Source organism: Streptomyces sp. CNT372, assembly GCF_000377145.1.
The window spans coordinates 80,070-100,849 of the sequence record NZ_KB897780.1 but is presented as its reverse complement, the minus strand read 5'-3'; the positions used below and the strand labels follow the sequence as shown (position 1 = coordinate 100,849).

The window sequence follows — 20,780 nt, the reverse complement described above, 5'->3', positions numbered from 1 at the left end:
GCGTGTTCCTCAGCCCCCGCCCCGACCCGCCAGCCCCTGCGTCGTCGCCAAGCGCCTGTACAACTCGTCGTTCCGTAGGAGTTCGTCATGTGAACCTGCCGCGCGGACACGGCCGTTCTCCATCACGAGTATGCGGCGGGCGTCGACGACCGTGGAGAGCCGGTGCGCGACCACCAGGACGGTCACTGTCCGGGCGATTCGTGCCACGACGTCCCGCAACTCGCCCTCGCTCAGGGCGTCCAGCTGGGACGTCGCCTCGTCGAGCAGCAGCAGCCGCGGACGGCGCAGCAGCGCGCGGGCGATGGCAACCCGCTGGCGCTGTCCACCCGAGAGGGCCGTCCCCCGGTGCCCGACCTGAGTGTCCAGGCCCTCCGGCAGACTGTCGACCAGGTACGTCAGCCGGACCTGTTCGAGCACACGGGCGAGATCCTCCTCGGTGCGGTGATCCGCCCCGAACAGGAGGTTGTCGCGCAGCGTGCCCGCCAGCGCTGGCGCGTCCTGCTCGACGTATCCGATGGTTCGCCGCAGCGAGTCGAGGTCCCAACGGCGCAGCTCGCGCCCGTCGATCCGGATGTGGCCACTCTCCGGGTCGTGGAAACGTTCCAGCAGCGCGAAGAGAGTGCTCTTGCCGGCGCCGGACGGCCCTACCACCGCCGTCAGGCCGCCGGGCGGCACATCGAAACAGGCCCCGTCCAACACGGTGGGACCGCCCTCGCGGTAGCGGAAGACGACATCGCGGAAGGAGACCGCCGCGCCCGCCGGGTGGGCGTTTTCCGCAATCACCGCGTCGCTCCCCCCGCTCGGCCGCCCTGCCGCCGACCCGCCGCCGGACCCGAGCGGGCCCCCACGCGCATGTGCCTCGTTCTCCGTCTCCAGGTCGAGCACCTCGTGGATGCGTCGTACGGCCGCGAGGCCTACCTGAAGGCCGCCGATTCCGCTCGCGAGCTGCGCCACCGGCCCGATCAGATAGAAGAGATACAGCAGAAATCCGATCAGAGCCGCGACGCTCATCGCGCCGCTCGCCACCCGTGCACCGCCGAGCCCCAGCACGGCGAGGAAGGCGAGCTGTACCACCAGCCCGCTGGAGGTGCCCGCCACCGCTGTCCACCGCGCCGCCCCGACACCCGCGCTCCACGCCTGGTCCGCGGACCTGTGGAGTGCGGCGACCTCGCGGTCCTCGGCACCGTTCGCCTTCACCGTGCGAATCGCGCCGAGGAGGCGTTCCAAACCGGAGCCCAGCTCCCCGAGGGCCGCCTGGACCTGCTGGCTGGCGCGGCCGATACGGGGCATGACCAGCGCCGCGCAGCCGCCGACGGTGAGCACGACGCACAGCACTGCCAGGAAGAGCACCGTGTCGAGCCACGCCATCAGGCACACCATGCCGACCAGGGTGACCGCCCCGACGACCGTGTCGACCAGATTGTTCGTCGCAGCCTCCCGCAGCAGGGTGGAGTCTGCCGTCACCCGGGATATCAGATCGCCGGGGGGCCGCCGGTCCAACTGCGCGACAGGCAGCCGCGGCAGCCGCCCGATCATCCGTCGCCGAGCACTCAGCACCACGCTTTCCGCCGACCGTTCGACGACGAACATGCCGAAGGCGGACGCCACCGTCCCGCCGAGCACCAGCAGGCCGAGCAGCAGTACCTGCCGGGCCACCGGGGCCTCGGCGGCAAGCGATTCGACGAACGACTTGGCCACCAGCGGCTGGGCCAGCCCGGCGACCGCCCCGGCCGAACCGAGCAACGCCCCGACGACCAATCCCTGGCGGTGCGGGCGGGCATGGCGCAGGAGGGTGCGGAAGGCGGAGTCGGTGCGGGTCATGCAGATCCTCAACGATGTGATGGATGGGGCCGGCCTGCTCCCCGAGTGGCAGGCCGAGGGGGCGGAACCGAGGCAGCAGGGGGCTCTCGGTCAGGACGCGCGGAGCGCGGTGAGCACCTCGGGCGCTCGGTCGTGCAGCCGACGGGCCATGACCCGCAGCGTGAGGGCCACCGCGAGCACGCCGTACACCGTGCCCAGCGGCAGCAGCAGCCACAGCCGAGGGGAGCCCTCCAGCACGAACGCGCCGATGACGAGCGGGGAGACCGCCAGCAGACCGATCAGCGTGCCCACCAAATTGGCCGAGTGATAGCCGCCGTTCTGCCCCGGGGCGCTCACCTCGAAGGGATTCTCCGGGTACGGGTACGGCCAGTGCACGCTGATGACCATGCCGATCGCGAACGTCACCCCCAGCAGCGCGAACGTCAGCCCGACAGCGGCCGCCAACTGGTCGGTGCGGCCCGTGATCAGGGCAGTGACCAGCGCGACCGCCGTCATCCAGGGCACGATCAGCGCCATCTGCGGCAGCATCCGGCCCAGCAGTTCGGCGCGGGCGTGCGCGCGGGTGCGCAGGGTCGCCACGTTGGTCCAGATCGCTGACCCGTCCAACGCGAACAGCACACCGGGCGCGGTCAGCCCGAACACCCATGCGCCGCCGATGGCCACGTACGGACTCTTCGCTCCGACCGGCACGATGACCACGGGGAACAGCAAGGCGTACGCCAGCGCGGCGATCAGCGTCATCCGGTGCCGGGGCGCCCGCAGAAATGCAGTGAGCTGGTGGTGCGCGACCAGCAGCGTCCGACTCGCCGAGAGCAGTCGTGCCGTGGTGCCCGAGCCCCCGCCGCGTTCGGTCACTGCCTGCGCGGTCGAGGCGTCCGCTGTCGTCATCAGCCGGGTCAGGGACCGGTGCCACCAGAGCATCAGCAGTACCGTCAGCGTCGTGGCCGCAGCGAGCTCGGCGGCCACGACGGCGCCTCGGCCGTCCGCGGCCGCTCGGACCGTGTCCGCCGCCCACCCGGGTGGCGCCCAGCGCAGCCCCCGCACGACCGACGGCGGCAGCTCGGGGCCCGAACCGGCGGTGCCGAGCAGCAGATACGCCCCGTATCCGCCGACCGCGGTCAGCACACCGCCGAGCGCCGCCGCATCCTTGCCGCGCCGCCCGGTCAGGGCCCGCGCGAAGGCCGCCGTCACCGCACGCGAGCCGACCACGCACAGCAGGACCGTGACAACGGCCGCCGCTGCGGCGCCCGCCACCGCCGTCCCTCCTCCACCGGCACCGCGCGCCGCGCCTGTTGCCGCACCTGCGACGAGGATCAGGGTGCACAACGGGGCGGGACCTATCAGCGCGGCGGCCGTGGCCCCGGTGATGAGAGCGCGCGGGCGGACCGGGAGTACCACGAGGCGGGTCGGATCGGCGCTTTCGTCGGCGCCCGCCCCCAACGAGAGCGGGAGTGCCAGCCAGGCGATGGCCAGACCCGTGAACGTGAGCACCGCGAGGTCGGCCGCCTCGGCCGCGGGCCGGGCCGCGGCCAGGTTGACGGCCGCCCAGAAGGAGCCGGCGACACCCACCGACGTGCCGACGACGAAACCGGCCGCCCGCACGCGGCTGCGCCGCAGACTGCCGCGCAGCAGTGCGAGTTTCAAGCCGACGAAGACCCCAACCATGCGAGGCTGCCTCCCTTCGCCTTCGCGGCGGGGGCGCCCACCAGCTCCATGAACCGCTCGCCCAGCGTCCGCCCGTCGCGCACCTCGTCCAGCGTCCCGGCTGCGACGACCCGTCCGGCGGCCATCACGGCAACATGGCTGCAGAGCGCCTCGACGAGCTCCATCACATGGCTGGAGAACACCACCGTCGAACCGGAGCCCGTGTACTGGCGCAGCACCCCCCGGATTGTTTCGGCGGAGACCGGGTCCACGCTCTCGAACGGCTCGTCGAGAAAGAGCACGGGCGGATTGTGCAGCAGGGCCGCTGCCAGGCCGATCTTCTTGCGCATACCCGTCGAATAGTCCACGACCAGCTTGTCCGCGGCGTCGGCCAGCCCGAGGACGTCGAGCAGTTCCTCTGCCCGTGCCTCGGTGTCCGCGGGCGGCAGCTCGCGCAGCCGCCCCGTGTAACGCAGCAGCTCACGCCCCGACAGCCGCTCGAAGAGTCGCAGCCCGTCGGGCAGGATGCCGATGCGGTGCTTCGCCTCGTACGGGTCCCGCCACACGTCGTGTCCCGCGACGGTCACCGACCCCGCGTCCGGACGCAGCAGACCGGTGATCATCGACAGGCTCGTCGTCTTCCCGGCTCCGTTGGGCCCGACGATTCCGTAGAAGCTCCCCACAGGGACGGCCAGGTCGACTCCGTCGACAGCCGCCTTGCCGTCGAACTTCTTTCTCAACTGCCGCACGTCCACGGCAGTCAGGGCGGTCGCTTCCGCCGTAGGTTGGTGCATGGTGTGCCTTCCGCTGTGGTGCGTGGGGTGTGGTGCCTGATGCGCCGGGAGGCCCGTAGCGGCCGGGGGGACTCAGAGCCCTGGGAGCCCCGGCGAATGGGTGTTCCGGTACGGAGCCAGCGGGTCGGCGCCCGCTTCCGTGAACGCGGCCGCCGCGGCCGCCTCGCCGTCCGGCAGCCTGGTCACCGCCTCTGCGAGCGCCGCCGCTCGGTGCTGGCCGAAGCTGAGCCCGCCCGCCCCGGGCCGGGGGTCGTCCGGTTCCCATGCGACGGCGGTGGCGGGGCCGAGCCGGTGGGCGAAGGCCGACACGTCCGGACCTGTACCGGGCAGAGCCCGCACTGCGTCCGCGACCGCGTGGCAGAACCCCAGGGACTCGCCGCCCAGATAGACCACCAGGGCGTCCCGCCGCGGGTACTCCTCACGGCTCGACAGCACCTTGGCGTGGTATCCGGCTCCGCCGTTCTCCAGCGCACCGAGCACCGCTCTCCAGATGGCGGGGGCGTGCCCTGGGTCGGTGATGTGGACGTAGACCCGCAGCAGTGCGCTGTCCAGTCGCACCTCGCGGCTCCCCGTCACATAGAGGAAGCCGGGCGAAAGCGCGGGCCGGACGGGGGAGACGCGGTGGCGGACCGTGGCCCCCGGGACGAGCGGGCCCTGGCCGCGTAGCGACCACGCCGGGACGCGTACACGGACCCCGTCCCACGAGACCAGGGCCTCCTCCGTGCGGGCCGCGGGGGCACGGAGCAAGAGACCGCTGCGTACGACTTCTCGGTGCGGTACCGCGTCGCTGAGCAGGCGCTCGAAGCCAGGGTCTCGCAGGACCAGTCGACGCGGACGCGCGTCCGGTTCGGCACGTCCTGTGTGGAACACCTCGTACAACGCCGCACCCAGCCGCTGTTGCAACTCGCGCGGCGAGTCGCCGCTCAGCGAGCGGGGACCGACGGTCGCCGAGCAGCCGTCGCCCGACAGCCGGATAGCGGCGAGGGCGCTGGACAGCGGGGGAGCGAGCACCGGGGCGGGCGGGGATGTAACAGTCATGAGTGGTCTCCCAGGCCGATGACAGAGGCGAATCGGGCGGGGTGCAGAAGTGCGGTGCGGCCGATACCGGCTGCCGCGCGCTCGATACCGAGCAGCCGGTTGCCTCGCGCAGCACCGGCGAGCAGTCGGTCCAGCAGATGCCAGCCCGCAAAGGCGGTGGCGCGCTCCGCGAGCCTCGGGTCGGCGGATACGGGACGCGCCTCCCGGTAACCGCGCCAGAACTCCTGGACGATGGGGCGGAGCCGGGCGATCCGCTCTGCGCCGCGCGTGACGACGGACTCGCGTGTCATCGCCAGGTCCGCGAACGCGGCGCGGTCTTCGTCGCCCCGTGAGGTGACGATGTCGTGTACGGCGCGGTGCAGCCACTCGCCCGCGAAGCTGCCGATGTCGCGGGCGGGGTCGGCGAGCCGGAACTCCTCCCAGTCGGCGACACGGACGTCCGGTCCGGCGTCCAAATCCGCCCCGGCACCGGATCCGACCAGGATCTGATCCAGACGCAGATCACAGTGCGCCGGTACCCGGGGTGCCGAGCGTTCTGCGCCCAGCAGCCGGGCAACGCCGGCGACCAACTCGTCGTCCCCCTGCAGCAGACGCCAGGTCTCCAGTTCCGCACCGCTCAGCTCCTCGAACACCGCGGCCGGAAGTGCCTCCAGCAACGCGGCGGACGGCAGGGCCGGCACGCCCGTCTCCAGCGGCCTGCCGTCACCACTGGCAGTCGCACCACTGGCGTGCAGCACACCGGTGGCCCTGCCAGTCAGGTATCCGAGCCTGGGTGAGAACTGCTGGTCCGCCATCAACTCGGCTCCGCTACGGGTGCCATGGAGATAACGGAAGGCCAGCAGCCGGGCCTCCTCGTCGCTGCCGAGGAGTTCGGGCCCGCGCAGTGCACCAGCTGGGGCACCGGCCGCGACCTGCTCGAAGGCGAGGGCTCGCCCGAACCGGGCGCCGGTGTCCGCGCGGTCTCCGGTCAGCCGCTTGACGAAGACCTGCTCGCCCGAGGCGGTGGGCCCGGCCCAGGTGTCGTTCCGCCCCGGCAACGCGGTCACCCCGGCACGGTAGAACGGCCCGGCGCCGATACGGTTCAGCAGGGCGTCGACCTCGGGAACGGTGGCCAGGTCGACCGCGCCGAAGCGCAGTTCGGTCGGGGTGGCCTCCGAAGTCGCGGGGCTGGTGGTGGTTGGTGTCACGGTGAGTCCTCGGCCGGGTCGGCCGCCGCACCGGCGAGTGCACCGGTGTAGGCGGGCTGGGCGAACAGTGCTGCGCATGCGCGGGCGACCTCGGTGGTCGCGACATCGTGCAGCGCGTCGGGGAATCCTTCGAGCTCGGTAGCCGGGTGGCCGACTGCCGTCCAGGCCGCGAGCTGGTCCGCGAGGCCGCTCTGGGTGGCCCGTACAAGGATGAGCTGACCGGAGCAGTAGCGGCGTGCGGCGTCCACCTCGGTGCCCCCGGGTGGTTCCTCCCCGGCTCGACGTATCGCGTCTCGCACCAGCGAGGCGCCCATGACAGCGTCGTCCGGCAGTAGTTGGGCACCGACTTGGACGAGCGGGCCGGACGGTCCGGGGAACCGGCCCGCGTACGCGGTGAAGCCGAAGGGCGCTCCGGGAGTGCGAAGACCGGCCAGCCGGGCGCCCGGCTGGCCACCGCCGAGCACGGCGACGGCCAGCCAGCGCGCGGCCCGTGGCCCGGCGTCCCGCGGCTCGGGCGTGGCCCACACGACATGGGCGGCGGGCGCTGGACGTCCGGCCGGCAGCCTAATGTGCGCCAGACGTTCGGCGGCGGAGGCCACCGCCACGCCCTGGGACGAGGGTCTGGACAGAGCAGCACGCAGGGCAGCTTCCGCCGAGGCTGCCCAGGACTCGGGGTCGAGGTCGCCGACGGCGGTGAGGAGTGCGTCCGCCAAGGCGGGGGCGGTCCCGATGCTCGTCCTGGGCGCAGGCGCCAGCCATCGCCTTACGGCCTGATCCGCCAGCCACCAGGTATCGGCCGAGTGCGCAGTCAGCCGGGCGCGTACGCGGGGACCGACGCGCGCCCACTCCGCAGCGGTGGGAGGGGCGGCCAGCAACTCGGTGAAGAGAACGGGGTCGGCGGCTGCGGCGGGCAGCCATGCGTCCAGGAGGACGGCACCTGTCTCAACCCGGACCGCACGCTCCCCGGGGGGGCCACTCTCACCCCACAGCAGGTCCCAGCGGTCGGAGACGATCCGGCACAGGCCCTCCTGGTCCGCCGGAGCGGAACCGGCGGGTGTGACCAGGCGCAGGCGCAGCTCGACCACGGGCGCGCGCCCGTCCCGCACTGCGACCACCCTCGGGCCCTCGGGCCCGCCGGCTTCGACAAGTCCGGCCAGCCGCAACGAACCGGGCGACCGCAGGGAGCGGTTGCCCTGGGTGCGGCCAGGGACGCGCACGGAGCCGGGAGCCGTGTCTGCGACGGAGGTTCGCGTCGGGTCCGTGGCCGGAAGCAGTGAGTGTTCCGCGTCCTGTGCGGGGTGCACGGCGGTGATGGGCCGGGCTGAGGCGCCGTGCCGGTCGGGCCCGGGGCCCGATCGCAAAAACGCCCGGAAGCGGACGGCTTCGGGGTGGGCACAGCGCGTCGTGGCGGGTATTACTGCCAGCACCGCACGGTGGGACGACAGGAGGCCCTCAGCAGCCGCGCGCGCCGCCTGCCCGCGCACCTCCCGGATACGGGCGGGAAGGTCGTTCACGAGGCCTGCGGCACCGAAGAGCAACTCCCACCTGCCCAGCGCCGACGCGCGGGTGGCCGGGCCGTGGTGGGCACGCAGATGCTCGGTGGCGAGCCCTGCGGCCGTGGTCCGCACGAGGCCCTGACCGGCCTGCCCCCGTGCCCCCTCGGCGATCCGAAGCAGTGCGGTGTCCACCCCTGTGAGGGCGTCCTCCAGAGTGTCCCGGCCCTGCGCCGACGGCGTGTCGACGGGCACCGTGACGAGCAGGGTGTCCGGATCGACGGCGTCGAGTGGCCGGAAGAAGCCGCAACCTGCCCGGCGTCGCGCTGTGGTGAGCAGCCGGGCGAGGATCATGTGCGCGAGATAGCCGTCGAGATCGGTCGACGGATCGGGGAGCCGGTAGCCGAGCGTCAGCGCGCCGCTGCCCCGCGTGGGCCGTACGACCACACGGTCCGCAGAGAGCGGGGGCTCGGCGAGCGGGGGGCGGGCCGGCACTGCGCGTGCCGGGATTGTGCCGAAGTAGCGGGAGACGAGGCCGGCAACCCGTTCCGGCTCACCCCCGCCGGAAACGGTGACCACGGCATTGCCCGGTGCGTAGTGGTCGTGGAAGAAGGCGGCGCAGTCAGAGGGCGTGACGTCTGCCAGTGCGGGGAATGTCCCGTAACCGTCATGCGCGTTGGCCCATCGGGTGTACATCACTGCAGGCAGCAGCTGCCAGGGCAACGCGCCCAGCGGCGTGTCGTTTACGGCCTCGGCGATCTCGGACGCGACGCCGGTGAGCTGCGCGTCGAGCCCGTCCGCCGTGAACAGCGGGGCCCGCATACGGTCCGCCTCGGCCGCCAGGGCGTCCTCCAGCAGGTCGGCGGGCACCATGTGCACATAGTCCGTGTAGTCCTGATGCGTGCTACCCGTGGCGGAGCCGCCCGCGGCCAGCAACTCGGCGAAGTACGAGCGGCGGGGATGGTGCTCACTGCCTTCGAACATCATGTGCTCAACAAGGTGGGCCAGCCCGGACCGCCCCTCGGGCTCGGAACGGAAGCCGACGCGGTAGTGCACGGCAACGGCTGTCAGGGGTTCCGCCGGTACCGTGTCGATGACAACCCGGAGCCCATTGGCCAGGACCTGTGTCCATGGTGCGGCCCGGTGGGCCGGTTGCCGCTTCATGCTCCCGCCTCCTCGGCCAATCGGGCGGCGAGCACGCCGTATAGCGCCGCAGGGCCGCTGCCTCCGGCCACGTACGCAGCGGAGTCGTGCGCGTGCAGGGCCACCCGTAGTGCAATGCCGCGCGCCAGGCAGGCACGGGAGACCGATGCACCGGTGGCATTCTCCATATAGCCGTCGAGGACTGCGTCGACCAGCCGCTGCCAGGCCTCCGGAACAGCAGCCCGGCCCAGCAGCCAGCGCAGTTCGACGAGTTCGCCCACCAGGTGGCCGAGATCCATATGGCGCGGCGCGGCGCACACGTCCTCTCCCGTCAGCAGCACCGCGTCCTCGCCGGGGAGGGACGACGGGACCAGAGACCCGAGCCCCGGCGCACCGTGGGACAGGACCCCGGCGCAGGGAGCGACAGTTTCCGCCGCCCATGCGGCCAGAGGTGCGGTGGCGGCTGCCCCCAGCAGGGCAGCTGGGTCGGCTCCGCCGGCTGTGGTTGCCCCTGAGAGCCAGGCATGCAGACGTAAGGCTCCACGTGCCGGCCGTGCCGCCTCTGCCGGTACGGCCAGACCGTGCAGGCGAGCAAGCAGAGCGCCGGCCCCACGCAGGGCCTCCGCCACTGCGCCCGTTCCTCCGGGCACGGCCGTGTTCGGGCCGCCGCCGACCATGAGGAGGTGGGCCAGGGAGTGCCGGCCAGGCACGGGGTACGAGCGTCCGCCGTCGGCCGTCGCCTCCCCGACGACGGCCCGGGCACCGCACGACGGGTCGCCGGTCTGTGACCGCAGTGCATCGGTGAGTGAGTTCGTCAGAGGGTGGAACGGGGCTGGGCACATGCGCCCTGGTCTGCGGTGCCAGCGATGACCGCCGGGCACAGCCGTGACCTTCGTAAGAAGCAGCCCGCTGCCGTACTCGTCGACGACGTCGGAGGCGGCGTGGTGCGATGTCGTGTCGGCGGCCTCTTCGCCTGTCGAACCGCCGACGAGCTGGGTGACGTTCATCCCTACCCGCCTGTTCCCTGGCCGGTGGTCGTTCCGACGTCCCCGGGGCGGGCGAGGGTGCGGTGCAGGTCGGCGACGCTGTGGAGCAGGCCGGTGAGGTCTGCGGGCGCCCAGCTGTCCATCCGCCCGGTTGTCAGGCTGAGTGCAGGCTCCGGGGGAGCGACGACGTAGTTGGGCCGTACCGCCAGCGCCGCGGTGTGTGTGCGGTAGGCGTGGCTTTCGACACCACCCGGCGGCAGCGCGGGGGCGACGCCCACGGGCGCCGCGGTGCACTGAGCCGTCAGCAGGGAGGGGCTGTCCGCGAGCCCGAGTGCCAGCCGGGCCGTGTAGGAGAAGGTCGCCGGAAATACGACGACCGCTTCCGCCCATGAGGTCAGATCCACATGGGGCGCCCGCAGAACGGGCTCGTCGGGCCAGGCGTCGACCATGGTTCGGCGTCCGGTCAGGAGGTTGAGGGCCTCCCGGGTGACGAAGCGCAGGGCGCTGCGGGTCACGACTATCTGGATATCCAGCGCTGGGTACGTCGCGCGCAGCCGGGCGATCTGCTCCGGCAGTGATGTAACACAAACTGCGCCCGTCCCTACGAGAAGCAACCGGGTGAACCCAAAGACATCCCAGCCCGCCGTGTTGTGATCACTCCCGAGGGTTGCGCCTTCCGTGAAGGTGTGCGCGTCCACCTCTACTGTCCCGCCCCGTCGAAGAGCGCTTCCAGGTCGTTCAGTACTGCGCGCGGCCCCTCCACCATGGCAACACCGGCGCCGTTGACGACGACCTCGTCGGCCCCGGCCTCGTGATATGCCGCGATCCCCGCGCGCAGGTCGTCTGCGTCACCCGTCAGCACCCCGCCGGCGGCGATCAGCGACCGGGCCGTTTCGACCGGGCTGTCCGCCATCACGCGGACGCCCGCGCGGGCCAGCATGTCCGCGTAGTGCGGCAGGGCGAAATGACCGGCGCTCCCGGTGCCCACGGCTTCCTCTACCACCCGGGACTTGGCTGTCGCGGCCATGGGGACGACCGAGACAATCCGGGGCACGGGGCGGCCCGTCTCACGAGCGCCCTCGGTCAGCGCGGGCACGACGACGTCGCGCACGTACGAGGGCGGGGTCAGCCAGGTGACCGCCACGTCGGCGACTTCGCCGGCGAGCCGGGCCATCCGTGGGCGCAGTACCCCGAGCCCGACCTCCACCCGCGGAGCGGGTGCGGGTGGCAGAGAACCGCTGTAGGAGAAATAGTCGCCGCGAAGGGCGATTTCCGAACCATCGAGAAGAGAGCGGACGATGGTGAGGTATTCACGGCAGGCAGTGATCGGGCTCGCATAGGGAAGGCCGAGCGCCATGCGCTGGAACACACTCGCACCGGGCCCGAATCCGGCCGTCACGGGGTGCCCCGAGGCAGCCGCGAGTGTACGCGCCTCGATGGCTGCTTGCGCGGGATGGCGCAGGGGCATCAGTGACACACCAATACCGAACGGAACTCGCAGTCCCATCCCGCTCAATTGCGCCATGATCTGGTGCTGTTCGTTCAGCAGTACCTGGCCTTGCCAGAGGGCTCGGGCGCCGCGCCATTGCACAAACGCGGCGAAGGGAGCCGCCTGTTCGGCGCGGGTCGGGACGATGGGCAGAAGGACAGAGACACTCCGGCTCATCGCCGTACCTCCTAATGCGCGGGATAGGATGCAGTTGCTTGCTGCGCAGGCCTGCACGGGGCGGACTGAGGTCCGCCCCGTGCAGGGATTTCCCTGTGGTCGTCGGCAATGGTGGTCCTGGGCGCCTTGCCCGCGCCCAGGACCGTCCGCGATCAGCCGTTGTGACGATCAGTCAGGAAATAGGTCAGCAGCCCACCTTGATCGACGCCGAGACGCTGGCGACGCTCACCTTGGTGTAGGCGATGGTGGTGAGGGTCGGCGTGATGGCAGGGGCATCGGCAGAGGCCTCGAAGTTGAGCTCGGCGGCTTCGGCGTAGGCCTCGAAGCCACCGACGAGCTCCATGATGTCGACGGTGTCGTTCTTCTGCACTGTGTTCTCCGCTCTCGGATGTGCCCGTCGGCTCTCCGGCGGGCACATCCGAGTCAACAACCAGCAGTAGTGCGCCAGCTATTGGCCCTTGGGGAGGTGCCCGTCAGGACAAGGCTTTTCCGGACACAGTAGGTCGTGGTGCAGATGGGCCATCAATGCAGCCTCCAGTCTTGAACTGACGCCCAGTTTGTCGACGATGCTCGCCACATGGGCCTTCGCTGTACGTTCGACGATGCCGAGCCGCCGGGCAATCAGCCGATTGGGAAGCCCTTGGCCGAGCAGGGTCAGTACTTGCCTTTCGCGATCGGTCAGTTTCGCAATCCCCCGTGCGTCGTGCACGGCGCCCCGGAACAGGGCGCACCCGCAGCTTTCGGCCGCGTGCGACATCATGTCCATCCGCGTGGAGCGCTGGTCAGGCACTCTGGTAGCGGTGGATCCGTGCTGCGCGTTATTGCGCATTGGCTGTCACCCCCGAATCAACAGTCCTGGAATTGATCCTAAGTGATCGGCCCGTGCTCCCGGTGGGCACGGGAGCACGGGCCGTCGAGCAGCGGAGGACAGAGAGCTACACGGGGGCCGGCGACCCGTCCCCGTCCAGCGCGGCCGGGAGGTCGAAGAGGGGGAACCAGCGCTTGGTGTCGAGGAAGAAGTCCATCCCTCCGACCTTGCCGTCCCGCAGCTCCAGGACGATCAGGGCCCACGGCTCGTACCCCTCGCCGTCCTGGCGGGGGTGGTACTGGGCGAAGGCCGGGACGCCGTTGGCGACGGTGGTGACCAGGCGGGAGCCGCGGCAGACCTCGCCGACGCCCAGCATCCAGCCGGTGATGTCGTCGTGGCCGCGCAGCCAGAGGTCGTACGGCGGCATGGACATGGTGGCGTCCTCGTGGAGGAGCGCGGTGAGGGCCTTCATGTCGTAGCCCTCGAACGCGGCCACATAGCGGTTGAGCAGCTCCTGCTGCTCCTCGTCGAGCGGATCGGCCGCGTCCGCCGTGCCCGGCCGGTGGTCGGCGAGGGTGGCCCGGGCCCGCTGGAGGGCGCTGTTGACCGAGGCGACCGTGGTGTCCAGCAGTTCGGCGACCTCGCTCGCCTTCCAGGCCAGCACCTCCCGCAGGATCAGCACCGCCCGCTGCTTCGGCGGCAGGTGCTGGAGGGCGGCCATGAAGGCCAGCCGGATCGACTCCCGCTCCACGGCCGTCTCCGCCGGGTCCGCCACCGACGGCAGCACCCGCCCGTCCGGCACCGGCTCCAGCCAGGTGATCTCCGGACGGGCGTTGAGCTGGGCCTGCGCGACCGGGGTGGGGCCGGACAGGTCCATCGGGCGGGCCCGCCGGCCCGCCGCGTTCAGCATATCGAGGCAGACGTTGGTCGCGATGCGGTAGAGCCAGGAGCGCAGCGAGGACCGGCCCTCGAAGGTGTCGATACGGCGCCAGGCGCGGACCATGGTGTCCTGCACGGCGTCCTCGGCCTCGAAGGACGAACCCAGCATCCGGTAGCAGTAGCCGGTCAGCTCCCGGCGGTGCTGCTCCAGCCTGGAATCCAGGTCCTGCGTCGTCGCGAGGTCACTCATCGGTCCACCCCTGTCACCCGTCTGTCACCGATCGGCACCGGTCCCGGGGAACCTACCGGAGGGCACTGACAGAGCGGGTCAGGTTCCGGGCTTGCGCCCGTACACGTACACGTCGTCGCCGTTCTTCAACAGGTTCCAGTATGCCTTCGCGTCGGCGGGCCGCATATTGACGCAGCCTCCGGAGCCCGGCGGGTTCCACATGGACTTGGTGGTGGAGTGGAACGCCTGTCCGCCGTCGAAGAACTGGGAGTAGGGCATCCGCACGTTGTAGAGCGTCGACCAGTGGTTGATGTTGCGCCAGTAGATCTTCTTGGCGCCGGTACGGGTCTCCGTGCCGTCCTTGCCGGTGCGCACCGGGACCGGGCCGTACTTCAGCGTCTTGCCGTCCTGGATCCAGCTCAGCTGCCGCGTGAGGTCGACGCAGGCGATCCGGCCCTTGTTCGTCGGGCACTTGCCGGCCCTGTTCGGGTTCTTCCCGGCCGCCTTCTGCTCGTTCATCGTGTTCATCGTGCGCCAGGTCAGCGGGCCCGCGTAGCCGATGGTCGGCGTGATGCCGTGCTTGGCCTGGAAGGCGCGGACGGCCTTGCAGTCGGCAGACGACTGCTTGCCGTCGACCGGACGGCCGAGGAACTTCTCCACCTGCTTCTGGTGCGGTCCCGTCGACGTCGTACAGGACGCCGCCTGGGCCGTCCCGCTGCCGAGGACGGCGGTCAGCGGTACCAGCAGCCCCGTGAGCCCCAGCGCCACACCCGTACGTCCCGATATGCCCCTCATGCTCCCCAACTCCCCTTTGACTGACTTCCGGTTGGGAGGTCCTGCCGGTTGAGACACCTTAGAGGCGGTATCAGTTGCACGGACAGAAGACGAATCGGGCACGTGCCGAACCGTTACGCGCGGGGGGAGGCGCGGGGGCGGGCCCGGAGGAGCCCCGCGACGGGGTTCACGCCGTCGCGAGCCGGCGGTCCCGGGCGCGGGCGGCGTGCGTCCCGTAGAGGGTGACCGAGACGACGCCCAGCACCGCGAGCAGCCCCAGCGCCACCGTCCCGGCCCAGCCGCCCGCGTGGAAGGCCACCGCGCCGAGCGTGCCGCCCGCGCTGCTGCCCAGGTAGTACGCGGACTGGTACAGCGCCGACGCCTGCGCCCGGCCCGTCTTCGCCGTCCGGCTCACCGAGGAGGAGGCGACCGCGTGGCCCGCGAAGAAGCCCGCCGTGATCAGCACCAGACCGGCGAGGACCGAGGGGAGGGAGTCCGCCAGGGAGAGCAGCAGCCCGGCGGCCGTCGTCGTCACCGCGAGGTAGAGCGCGCCACGCCGCCCGAGCCGGCCGACCAGCCGGCCGGCCGCCGCCGAGGAGACCGTGCCCACCAGGTACACCAGGAACACAGAGCCGATCACACCCTGCGGCAGGCTGAACGGCGCCTCCGCCAGCCGGTAGCCGATCACCGTGTAGACCGCCCCGAACACCGTCATGAACAGCGCGCCGATCGCGTACAGCCGCAGCAGCAGGGGGTCGGCGAGGTGGCCGCGGACCGTGCGGGCCAGCGCCCGCGGGTTCAGCGTGCCGGGAGTGAAGTGCCGTGCCTTCGGCAGCAGGACGCGGAAGAGGATCGCGCAGACCAGGGCCAGCACGCCGACCGCCGCCAGCGCCCAGCGCCAGCCGCCGAGCTGCGCGACCCAGCCGGTCACGATGCGGCCGCTCATCCCGCCGATGCTGTTGCCCGCCACGAACAGGCCGATCGCCGCGACCAGCGCCTTCGGGCGCACCTCCTCCGCGAGGTACGCCATCGCGGAGGCGGGCAGCCCGGCGAGGGCCGCGCCCTGCACGGCGCGCAGCGCCACCAGCGACTCCAGGTTCGGCGCGAAGGGCACCAGCAGGCCGACCGCCACGGCCACGGCGAGGGAGACGTGCATCATCCGCGTCCGGCCGACGCGCTCGGAGAGGGCGCTCATCGGGAGGACGAAGAGGGCAAGGGCGCCGGTCGCCGCCGAGACCGTCCAGCTCGCCGCGGACGCGGTCACGCCGAAACCGGCGGAGACGGCGGGCAGCAGGGCCTGCGTGGAGTAGAGGAGGGCGAAGGTCGCCAGGCCGGCGGCGAACAGCGCCAGGTTGAGGCGCCGGTAGGCCGGGGTGCCGGGGGCGAGGCGCGTGTCGGCGGGGCCGGCGGGGTCCGCGGGGTCGGCGGGGAGCTGAGGTGCGGAAGGGGACGGCGGGGCGGCGTCCACGGTGGTGGACGCCTTGGTACTGGCGGAAGGCATACCCCGAAGGTAGGCACGGTCTTTTCATGCGTCCAATGCATGGAATGGCCATAATCGTTCCCATGGTGCATGAGCGCAGTTCAGGGCCACGGCTGTCACCGGGCAGTTACGAAGAAGACATCGCGATGCAGCTCGCGCCGAGGCTCGCGTACTTCGTGGGCGTCGCCCGGCAGGAGCACGTGACCCGCGCCGCACAGGAGATGGGCGTCCCGCAGTCGACGCTCTCGCGCGCGATGGTCCGGCTGGAGGAGGACCTCGGGGTGACGCTCTTCGCGCGCCGGGGGCGCACGGTCTCGCTGACCCCTGCGGGGCGGGCCTTCCTCTCCTCGGCGGAGCGGGCCCTCGCGGAGGTGGAACGCGCGGCGGAGTCCGTCCGGGCGGACGCGGACCCGGCGGCGGGGAAGGTCGCGTTCGGGTTCCTGCACACGATGGGGTCGGAGACGGTGCCGTCGCTGATCCGGGCGTTCCGGGCCGACCATCCGCGGATCCGGTTCACGCTGGTGCAGAACTACGGTGAGGCGATGATCGAGCGGCTGCGGGCGGGGGACCTGGACCTGTGCCTCACCTCGCCGGTGCCGGACGCGCCGGACCTGATGGCGCGGCGCCTGGACGAGCAGCGCCTGCGGCTGGTGGTACCCGACGACCACCGGCTGGCCTCGCGCAAGCGGGTGCGGCTGGCGGAGGCGGCGGAGGAGACCTTCGTGACCCTGGAGCCGGGGTACGGGCTGCGGCGGATCACGGACGACCTGTGCGCGCAGGCGGGGTTCGTGCCGCGCGTCGCCTTCGAGGGGGAGGAGGCGGAGACGCTGCGGGGGCTGGTGGCGGCGGGGCTGGGGGTGGCGCTGCTGCCGCCGCCGGCGGTGGCGCGGCCGGGGGTGGTGGAGCTGACGGTCACGGCGCCGAGGGCGGTTCGGGAGATCGGGGTGGCGTGGCTGGACGGGCACCCGGACACGCCGCCGGTGGCGGCGTTCAAGCGGTTTCTGCTCTCGCGGCGGGGGGCGTTGCTGTAGCCCGTGCGGGCTTTGCTCCCGGTGGGGCGTAGTCCGTGCGGATCGTTCGTGGTCGCGGTGGGGGCGTAGTCCGTTCGGATCGTTGGTGGTCGCGGTGGGGGCGTAGTCCGTTCGGATCGTTGGTGGTCGCGGTGGGGGCGTTGCCCGTGCGGGGCGTTGGTGGTCGCGGTGGGGACGATCCCCCGTCCGGAGTCCACACCCCCCCTCACCCGTCACCGGCCCCGGGCTCGCCCGGCCCTTGGCCCGCCCCCGCCCCCGGCGGGCTAGCGGCGGCGGCCGAAGCCCGCCGAGAGCGGCATGCGCAGCCCCAGTGGCGGCGGGGCGGCCAGCGCGTCGGCTACCGGGCGGGCGTAGCGGCGGGTGAAGAGGGAGCCGATGACGAAGTCGGCGGAGAGAGCCAGGACTTCGTCCTGGTACTGCCGCAACCCGTGGCCGTCCGCGTGGACTTCGAAGCGGCACACGTCCCGGCTGGTCTTCTTGGCGCGTGCGGCGAGGCGGTAGGAGAGTTCCGGGTCGGTCGTGCGGTCGTTGGTGCCGTGGACGATCAGGACCAGGCGGCCCACGAGTTGGGCCACCGGTTCCGGTGCGGTCGAGGGGCCCTCGGCCGGCAGCCAGGGAGCCAGGGCCAGGACGGAGGCCACCGCCGGGTGCCCTGCCGCGCGCAGTGCCGCCCGGCCGCCCATGCCGTGCCCCGCCAGGCAGACCGGCACATCGCCGTAGCGGCGGCCCACCTCCTCCGCCGCCCAGCTCGCGTCCGCGGCGAGCCGGGCCTCGGTTCCGTTCCAGCCCCGGCTGCGGTAGCGCACGCGGTGCACCAGCAGCCCCTCCGCCCGCCCCGCACGGGCGAGGGTGCGGCCGAGCGGGAGGACCGACGCGGAGGAGAAGGCCGAGGGGCGCCGCTCGGACTCGGCCTCGCCGTCGGGGAGGAGGAGGACGACACCGCCCACCGGGGTCTGCTCCGGGAGGCCGGCGGCCACGTCACCGAGGCGGGCCTGCGCCGGGACGCGGCCGCTGCCCGGGGATTCGTCGACTGCTCTGTCACTGCGGGGTGTTGCCTGTCCCCACCACCGGGGCAGTGCGCGGTGTGCCATGGGCCAACAGTCTCAGAAGGCCAGGTGTACGCCACCCGTACGCGCGGTCACTGTTACGTATCGACCCTGCGTGATCTACGCGCGTAGGCGTTAGAGTGCGGAGATGACGAGCCAGAGCCCCGAATCACCCACCGGAGACCAGATCCGCCGCGCGCCGAAGGTGCTCCTCCACGACCATCTGGACGGCGGTCTGCGCCCGGGCACGATCGTCGACCTCGCCCGGGAGACCGGCTACGAGGCACTGCCCGAGACCGAGCCCGACAAACTGGGCATCTGGTTCCGCGAGGCGGCCGACTCCGGTTCCCTGGAACGCTATCTGGAGACCTTCGCCCACACCTGCGCCGTCATGCAGACCCGCGACGCACTGTTCCGGGTGGCCGCCGAGTGCGCGCAGGACCTGGCCGAGGACGGCGTCGTCTACGCCGAGGTCCGCTACGCCCCCGAGCAGCACCTGGAGGCCGGGCTGACCCTGGAGGAGGTCGTCGAGGCGGTCAACGAGGGCTTCCGGGAGGGCGAGCGGCGCGCGAAGGAGAGCGGCCACCGCATCCGCGTCGGCGCGCTGCTCACCGCGATGCGGCACGCGGCCCGGGCGCTCGAGATCGCCGAACTGGCGAACCGCTACCGGGACTCGGGCGTCGTCGGCTTCGACATCGCGGGCGCGGAGGCGGGCTTCCCGCCCACCCGCCACCTGGACGCCTTCGAATACCTCAAGCGCGAGAACAACCACTTCACCATCCACGCGGGCGAGGCCTTCGGCCTGCCGTCCATCTGGCAGGCCCTCCAGTGGTGCGGCGCCGACCGCCTGGGCCACGGGGTGCGGATCATCGACGACATCGAGGTCGCCGAGGACGGCTCCGTCACCCTCGGCCGGCTCGCCTCCTACGTCCGCGACAAGCGCATCCCGCTGGAGATGTGCCCGACGTCCAACCTCCAGACCGGGGCGGCCGACTCGTACGCGGACCATCCCATCGGCCTGCTGCGCAGGCTGCACTTCCGGACCACGGTGAACACCGACAACCGGCTGATGAGCGGCACCAGCATGAGCCGCGAATTCGAGTTGCTGTGTGAGACGTTCGGATACACGCTCGACGACATGCAGTGGTTCACCGTCAATGCGATGAAGTCCGCGTTCATTCCTTTCGATGAACGACTGGCGATGATCAATGACGTGATCAAGCCCGGTTACGCCGAATTGAAGGCGGCGTGGCTGTTCCGATAGGCCCTGGTCAGGGGGTTGGCGACGTCCCTGAGCGATGGTGGCGAAACGGCCGCGGAGTTCGATCCGCGGCCGTTTCGCGGTGTTTGCGGGTCCTGTGGGACGCTGACTAGCTTGCGGAGCCGCTCATATTTCCGTCCCCAAGGGATACGTCTGTGATGAAGCAGTCCGCAAAGACCCTCGGCGCCGCCGCTCTCGGTGCCGCGTTCGCCGCTGCCGCCGCCGGAACCGCCTCGGCCGCCCCCGCCCTCCCCGACGCCACGGGCCTGCTGGGCACCGTGGGCCAGGTCGCACCGGTCCAGGAGGCCGCGTCCAAGCTGCCCGCCGGCGCTCCCCAGGCCCTGGCCGGCGGCCAGAACGCGCTCACCGGTGCCGTCACCACGCTGCCCGGCACCCTCCAGGAGACGGCCGGTGAGACGCTGTCCAGCGAGGACGCCGCGGCTCCCGTGCACGGCCTGATCGGCGGGCTGAAGACCGGCGAGCTGGGCAGCGGCGTGGTCCCCGGCGGTCTGGCCAACTGACCCGAGCCGCCGTGCGGTACACCCGTGGGGCGCGCACCCGGTCCGGGTGCGCGCCCCACGGCAGCGCGAACGCCCTCGTGTCCGGGCCGCGTCCGGAACGTGTGTCCGGGCCGCGTCCGGAACGTTTCCGCGGACAGCCGGACAGCCGGACAGCCGGACAGCCGGACAGCCGGACAGCCGGACAGCCGGACAGCCGGACAGCCGGACAGCCGCTGTGTCAGGATCCCGGCATGCGTGCCCCGACCGCCGCCGCGCCGCCGCTGCTCGCCGCCTGCCTGCTGCTGACCCTCCCGGGCTGCACGAGCGGGGCGAACGGGCCCGCGGCGGCACGGGAGAGCGCGGACGCCGAGCCCCCGGCCCGGGGCGTCGCGGCGCCGCTCGGCGCGGTGCACCTGGAGAAGGCGGCCCTGGCCGCCGACGACCTCCCCGGCTTCCAGGTCTCCGCCGACACCGCCCTCACCCCGGACGACCGGCGGCCCCGGGCGGACCGCGCGGCCTGCCGCCCGCTGGCGGAGGCGATGGGGGGCCGGCCCGGCGACCGGGCCCGGCACACCGTCCACCGCGGCCTCGGCTCCCTGGACCACCTCGGCCTCGCCGTCTCGGTGTCCCTCAGTTCGTACGGGCCGTCCGACGCGGCCGGGCTCACCCGCGGCATCCGGAGCGCCCTGGACGCCTGTGCCGGCGGTTTCGAGGTGTCGTCGGACGGCCGGACGGCCGCGTACGGCCCGGTGCGGCGCACCGCGTACACCGTGCCCGGCGCCGACGAGACGGTCTCCTGGACCGCGCTCGCCCGGACCGGCGGCACCGAGACCGCGCTCCATCTTGTGGTGGTGCGGGAGGGGGCGGCCGTCGCCCGGTTCATGGCGCTCGACCTCGCGGGCCGGACCCCGCCGCGCGTCCCGCAGGAGGTCGCCGACGCGCAGCTGGCGAAGCTCCTGCGGACCGTTCCCTCCTGAGCCCGCGCCGGCCGGGCGGGCCG

At 72.2% G+C, this 20,780-nt stretch carries 19 protein-coding genes; 4 read left to right on the top strand and 15 right to left on the bottom strand.

Features of this window, described 5'->3' with window-relative positions; genetic code table 11:
* Positions 1-9: 9 nt before the first annotated feature.
* The 14 genes from C593_RS0110865 to C593_RS0110805 form a co-directional block, all read right to left on the bottom strand.
* Complete coding sequence (locus C593_RS0110865) at positions 10-1,821, bottom strand: ABC transporter ATP-binding protein (protein ID WP_018847328.1); 1,812 nt, start codon at positions 1,819-1,821, stop codon at positions 10-12.
* 90 nt (positions 1,822-1,911) lie between these two features.
* On the bottom strand, positions 1,912-3,486 hold the full coding sequence (locus C593_RS0110860; protein WP_018847327.1) for a hypothetical protein: 1,575 nt from the start codon (positions 3,484-3,486) through the stop codon (positions 1,912-1,914).
* Positions 3,462-4,259 (bottom strand): ABC transporter ATP-binding protein, encoded by a 798-nt coding sequence (locus C593_RS0110855; RefSeq protein WP_037745450.1) that lies wholly within the window; start codon positions 4,257-4,259, stop codon positions 3,462-3,464. The genes C593_RS0110860 and C593_RS0110855 overlap by 25 nt, the downstream gene beginning before the upstream one ends.
* A gap of 72 nt (positions 4,260-4,331) precedes the next feature.
* Positions 4,332-5,297, bottom strand: coding sequence for a T3SS effector HopA1 family protein (locus C593_RS29390; protein ID WP_158686821.1), 966 nt, complete (start codon positions 5,295-5,297; stop codon positions 4,332-4,334).
* Positions 5,294-6,484, bottom strand: coding sequence for a class V lanthionine synthetase subunit LxmK (lxmK, locus tag C593_RS0110845; RefSeq protein WP_018847324.1), 1,191 nt, complete (start codon positions 6,482-6,484; stop codon positions 5,294-5,296). Before lxmK ends, C593_RS29390 begins: the two co-directional genes overlap by 4 nt.
* Positions 6,481-9,141, bottom strand: coding sequence for a M16 family metallopeptidase (locus C593_RS32420; protein WP_018847323.1), 2,661 nt, complete (start codon positions 9,139-9,141; stop codon positions 6,481-6,483). Before C593_RS32420 ends, lxmK begins: the two co-directional genes overlap by 4 nt.
* Entirely contained in the window at positions 9,138-9,461 is a 324-nt protein-coding gene (locus C593_RS32970; RefSeq protein WP_018847322.1) for a hypothetical protein, read from the bottom strand. Before C593_RS32970 ends, C593_RS32420 begins: the two co-directional genes overlap by 4 nt.
* 668 nt (positions 9,462-10,129) lie before the next feature.
* A complete protein-coding gene (locus C593_RS29380; RefSeq protein WP_078521385.1) occupies positions 10,130-10,804 on the bottom strand; it encodes a flavoprotein in 675 nt (224 codons plus the stop codon).
* Positions 10,805-10,806: 2 nt separating this feature from the next.
* A complete protein-coding gene (locus C593_RS0110825) occupies positions 10,807-11,772 on the bottom strand; it encodes an LLM class flavin-dependent oxidoreductase (RefSeq protein WP_018847320.1) in 966 nt (321 codons plus the stop codon).
* Between the two features lie 184 nt (positions 11,773-11,956).
* The gene (locus tag C593_RS29375; protein WP_018847319.1) at positions 11,957-12,142 is read right to left on the bottom strand and encodes an LxmA leader domain family RiPP; all 186 of its coding nucleotides are present in this window, start codon (positions 12,140-12,142) and stop codon (positions 11,957-11,959) included.
* 78 nt (positions 12,143-12,220) lie between these two features.
* Complete coding sequence (locus C593_RS31545) at positions 12,221-12,562, bottom strand: helix-turn-helix domain-containing protein (protein ID WP_486591111.1); 342 nt, start codon at positions 12,560-12,562, stop codon at positions 12,221-12,223.
* A gap of 145 nt (positions 12,563-12,707) precedes the next feature.
* Complete coding sequence (locus C593_RS0110815) at positions 12,708-13,709, bottom strand: sigma-70 family RNA polymerase sigma factor (protein ID WP_018847318.1); 1,002 nt, start codon at positions 13,707-13,709, stop codon at positions 12,708-12,710.
* A gap of 78 nt (positions 13,710-13,787) precedes the next feature.
* Entirely contained in the window at positions 13,788-14,483 is a 696-nt protein-coding gene (locus tag C593_RS0110810; RefSeq protein ID WP_037745448.1) for a L,D-transpeptidase family protein, read from the bottom strand.
* A gap of 166 nt (positions 14,484-14,649) precedes the next feature.
* Positions 14,650-15,963: an MFS transporter gene (locus C593_RS0110805; protein ID WP_018847316.1), complete on the bottom strand. Its 1,314-nt coding sequence runs from the start codon at positions 15,961-15,963 to the stop codon at positions 14,650-14,652.
* Positions 15,964-16,025: 62 nt separating this feature from the next.
* On the opposite strand from C593_RS0110805, the gene C593_RS0110800 reads away from it, so the two are divergent.
* Positions 16,026-16,973 (top strand): LysR family transcriptional regulator, encoded by a 948-nt coding sequence (locus tag C593_RS0110800; RefSeq protein WP_026277567.1) that lies wholly within the window; start codon positions 16,026-16,028, stop codon positions 16,971-16,973.
* A 263-nt stretch (positions 16,974-17,236) separates the two neighbouring features.
* Here C593_RS0110800 and C593_RS0110795 read toward each other — a convergent pair whose 3' ends face one another.
* A complete protein-coding gene (locus C593_RS0110795; RefSeq protein WP_486591110.1) occupies positions 17,237-18,064 on the bottom strand; it encodes an alpha/beta hydrolase in 828 nt (275 codons plus the stop codon).
* Between the two features lie 103 nt (positions 18,065-18,167).
* Between C593_RS0110795 and C593_RS0110790 the strand changes: the two genes are divergently transcribed.
* From C593_RS0110790 to C593_RS32965, 3 genes are all read left to right on the top strand, one after another.
* Positions 18,168-19,283: an adenosine deaminase gene (locus C593_RS0110790; RefSeq protein WP_018847313.1), complete on the top strand. Its 1,116-nt coding sequence runs from the start codon at positions 18,168-18,170 to the stop codon at positions 19,281-19,283.
* A 155-nt stretch (positions 19,284-19,438) separates the two neighbouring features.
* Positions 19,439-19,801 carry a hypothetical protein gene (locus C593_RS0110785; protein ID WP_018847312.1) on the top strand — a complete coding sequence of 121 codons (363 nt, stop codon included), beginning with the start codon at positions 19,439-19,441 and terminating at the stop codon, positions 19,799-19,801.
* A gap of 230 nt (positions 19,802-20,031) precedes the next feature.
* Positions 20,032-20,757: a hypothetical protein gene (locus tag C593_RS32965; RefSeq protein ID WP_018847311.1), complete on the top strand. Its 726-nt coding sequence runs from the start codon at positions 20,032-20,034 to the stop codon at positions 20,755-20,757.
* Positions 20,758-20,780: the final 23 nt, after the last annotated feature.

What these genes read in the sequence shown, in the direction of transcription:
- C593_RS0110865 (WP_018847328.1), bottom strand. Translation starts at nt 1,821, where the DNA reads ATGACCCGCACCGACTCCGCCTTCCGCACCCTCCTGCGCCATGCCCGC.
- C593_RS0110860 (WP_018847327.1), bottom strand. Translation starts at nt 3,486, where the DNA reads ATGGTTGGGGTCTTCGTCGGCTTGAAACTCGCACTGCTGCGCGGCAGT.
- C593_RS0110855 (WP_037745450.1), bottom strand. Translation starts at nt 4,259, where the DNA reads ATGCACCAACCTACGGCGGAAGCGACCGCCCTGACTGCCGTGGACGTG.
- C593_RS29390 (WP_158686821.1), bottom strand. Translation starts at nt 5,297, where the DNA reads ATGACTGTTACATCCCCGCCCGCCCCGGTGCTCGCTCCCCCGCTGTCC.
- C593_RS32420 (WP_018847323.1), bottom strand. Translation starts at nt 9,141, where the DNA reads ATGAAGCGGCAACCGGCCCACCGGGCCGCACCATGGACACAGGTCCTG.
- C593_RS0110825 (WP_018847320.1), bottom strand. Translation starts at nt 11,772, where the DNA reads ATGAGCCGGAGTGTCTCTGTCCTTCTGCCCATCGTCCCGACCCGCGCC.
- C593_RS0110815 (WP_018847318.1), bottom strand. Translation starts at nt 13,709, where the DNA reads ATGAGTGACCTCGCGACGACGCAGGACCTGGATTCCAGGCTGGAGCAG.
- C593_RS0110810 (WP_037745448.1), bottom strand. Translation starts at nt 14,483, where the DNA reads ATGAGGGGCATATCGGGACGTACGGGTGTGGCGCTGGGGCTCACGGGG.
- C593_RS0110805 (WP_018847316.1), bottom strand. Translation starts at nt 15,963, where the DNA reads ATGCCTTCCGCCAGTACCAAGGCGTCCACCACCGTGGACGCCGCCCCG.
- C593_RS0110800 (WP_026277567.1), top strand. Translation starts at nt 16,026, where the DNA reads ATGGTGCATGAGCGCAGTTCAGGGCCACGGCTGTCACCGGGCAGTTAC.
- C593_RS0110795 (WP_486591110.1), bottom strand. Translation starts at nt 18,064, where the DNA reads ATGGCACACCGCGCACTGCCCCGGTGGTGGGGACAGGCAACACCCCGC.
- C593_RS0110790 (WP_018847313.1), top strand. Translation starts at nt 18,168, where the DNA reads ATGACGAGCCAGAGCCCCGAATCACCCACCGGAGACCAGATCCGCCGC.
- C593_RS0110785 (WP_018847312.1), top strand. Translation starts at nt 19,439, where the DNA reads ATGAAGCAGTCCGCAAAGACCCTCGGCGCCGCCGCTCTCGGTGCCGCG.
- C593_RS32965 (WP_018847311.1), top strand. Translation starts at nt 20,032, where the DNA reads ATGCGTGCCCCGACCGCCGCCGCGCCGCCGCTGCTCGCCGCCTGCCTG.